This is a genomic window from Dietzia massiliensis (assembly GCF_018390595.1).
GTDB lineage: Bacteria > Actinomycetota > Actinomycetes > Mycobacteriales > Mycobacteriaceae > Dietzia > Dietzia massiliensis.
This window is the reverse complement of the sequence record NZ_JAHBAV010000284.1, coordinates 1-380: the sequence shown is the minus strand read 5'-3', so window position 1 is coordinate 380 and position 380 is coordinate 1. Positions and strand designations below refer to the sequence as shown.

Here is a 380-nt window from a genome sequence, read left to right as displayed (position 1 = left end):
GTAATGCATATTGGCTCTACAATCCGCAGTGAGATTAGTGATAAATACGATGCTTTAAATGCTATTGAAGCAGTACTACCAGCTGGAACACTTTCTGGTGCACCTAAAATTAAAGCCTGTCAGCTTATAGATAAATTAGAAAATAATAAACGTGGCATTTATGGTGGAGCCATTGGATATATTGATTTTACTGGAAATATGGATACCTGTATTGCTATTCGCATTGCTTACAAGAAAAATGGCAAAGTATTTATAAGAAGTGGAGCAGGTATTGTTGCTGATTCAATTCCTGAAAAAGAATTTGAAGAATGTATTAATAAGGCTCAAGCTGTTATTAATGCCTTGAAAATTGCAAGGGAGGTAAACATATGATTTTATTA

General features: G+C 33.7%; 1 protein-coding gene. It reads left to right on the top strand.

The window, feature by feature from the left end; translation table 11 throughout:
* A partial coding sequence (locus tag KHA85_RS20580) for a chorismate-binding protein (RefSeq protein ID WP_213186720.1) occupies positions 1-372 on the top strand: 372 nt, incomplete at its 5' end.
* Between the last annotated feature and the right edge of the window lie 8 nt (positions 373-380).